The organism is Hyalangium sp. (assembly GCF_045802625.1).
Taxonomy (GTDB): domain Bacteria; phylum Myxococcota; class Myxococcia; order Myxococcales; family Myxococcaceae; genus Hyalangium.
The window spans coordinates 1-1882 of record NZ_JBJMQP010000006.1; the positions used below are offsets into that span (position 1 = coordinate 1).

Below are 1882 nucleotides of genomic sequence, written 5' to 3' on the forward strand. Positions count from 1 at the left end.
GTCCGACGTGGATGTCGGAGAGGTGGATCCAACTGAAGAGCGGATGCGCTTCCATGCGTGGACACATGGTCGCGCACACGAGCGGAGTGCAGCAAGCTGTCTTGTCGAAGTCCTGTTCGAGAGCGTTCCCAGGAGGTGTTCATGTGGAGAGCCCGCGGCTGCTTGGTGCTGTGGCCCATGCCATCCCCGGAGGTTGGAGTGACACTGAGCCAGAGGGACTTTGCTTCGGCAAACCAAGGAGCGAGCCATGGAAATTGACGGGCTGTTGTCCAAGGCGCAGGGCCTGTTGCTCGCTGCCGCCATGCTGGCCACTGGCTGTGCGACGGTGCAGCCAACGCCCGGCAGAGGAACGGACCTGAGGTACCGGCCGCGCATCTCTCCCTCGCATGTGGTGGCGGCCGCACCGGTGCATTCGGTCCCAGCCGCAAGGGGCTCGCTCACCCAGGGGGCCGCACAGGGAGACGACTGGGAGCAGTTGCTGACAGAGGCGGGCCTGGAGTCGGGGGATGAGAGGCCCCTTTCGGGCAGTGCGCTCACGCCCGCTCAGGCGGCTCGGCTGCTCGACCTCTTCCTGAAAAAGCCTGTGACGCTGGGCTCGTTTCCGGCGCGCATGGCGGTGGGCTACCTGTTGCGCGGGGTGCTGGAACGAGGCGAGGTTTCCCGGCACGAGCTGCTGCGCCGGGTGGAGCGCTTCAAGCGCGTGGCGGTGCTGAGGCCTGATGGCTACCTGGCCTGGACCCGAAGTGGCCGCACCCAGCAGAAGGTGGCCCCTGTCGAGTGGAGGGATGGTGCCTTTCGCGCCGGCCCGTTCGAACTGGGGCGCTTCTATGTCAGCAACGGCTTCATCTTCCGCCTCGCGGACGAGCGATTGGAGCCGCTCGCTGGACCAGTGCAGGTCGAGGTGTACGACGATGCGGACTACGTCAGCCGCTCGCTGGATGGCGCCGAAGCGGCGTTCACGAAGCTGGCGCTCGCCTTGGGGCAGTTCTTCACCCGGCCCGTGGATAGCATCGCCGCGCTGAAGAACCTGCCTGCGGGGGTGGCCGCGCTCATCGCCTCGTCGCCCGAGTACTTCGAGCGTTTTCGGTACATGACTCAGGGCGAGCAGACGCGGGCCATTGCCGAGTTGGCCACCAATCTCCTCGTGACGACCGGCACCACCGTGGGAACGACGCGCACAGTGACAGGAGTGCTGGCCGGTGCCGAGGCGACCGTACCGATGCTGTCACTGTCCGCGGAGGGAGCGCTGATCTTCGAGCGTGTCGCAGTGCCGGTAGGGCGAGTGGCCACGGTCCTGGGCGGCGGGCCCGGAGCGGCGCTCATCCTCCACCGGGCCAACTCCTCAGCTCACGAACCTTCCGGCGGGCGCGGGCCGGGAGAGTGGGGGCCTTCCGAAGAGTCAGGCATGTCCGAACGTGCTCAGGCCTACCAGGAGCAGATCACGGGGCACTCCACAGATGAGGCCTACTGGGTCGGCGGCATGGGCAAGCAGAGCGGAGGCGTGAAGTTCGACGGTTTCAAAGACGGCGTGCTACTGGAGGCCAAGGGGCCCGGCTATGCGGATAAGTTTCTCGACAATCTCGAGCCCGAATATTGGTTCAAGAACTCGGGGGCAGCGGACTTGGTCAAGCAGGCTCGGCGCCAGAGCAACAAGGTTTTGGGCATGGGCATCCCCATCGAATGGCACGTGGCGGAGCAGAAGGCGGCTGACGCCATCCAGTTGCTCTTCGAGCGCAACAATATCGAAGGGATCAAGGTCATCTACACTCCTGTTCGCTGAAACGAGGACCTCATGACTGCTACCCCCATACCTGAGGGTTACTATGCTGGCGCCTATTGGGGGCCGCGCAAGGAGTCGCCCGAAGAATGCGCCGAACGCACA

2 protein-coding genes are annotated in these 1882 nt (G+C 65.1%); both read left to right on the plus strand.

All coding sequences use genetic code 11. The annotated features are described in order from the left end of the window. Nucleotides 1-610: 610 nt before the first annotated feature. The gene (locus tag ACJ8AT_RS00785; RefSeq protein WP_407735583.1) at nt 611-1780 is read left to right on the plus strand and encodes a Tox-REase-5 domain-containing protein; all 1170 of its coding nucleotides are present in this window, start codon (nt 611-613) and stop codon (nt 1778-1780) included. Between the two features lie 12 nt (nt 1781-1792). After that, nucleotides 1793-1882, plus strand: a 90-nt coding sequence (locus ACJ8AT_RS00790) for an Imm52 family immunity protein (RefSeq protein ID WP_407735584.1), incomplete at its 3' end; no start/stop codon positions are given.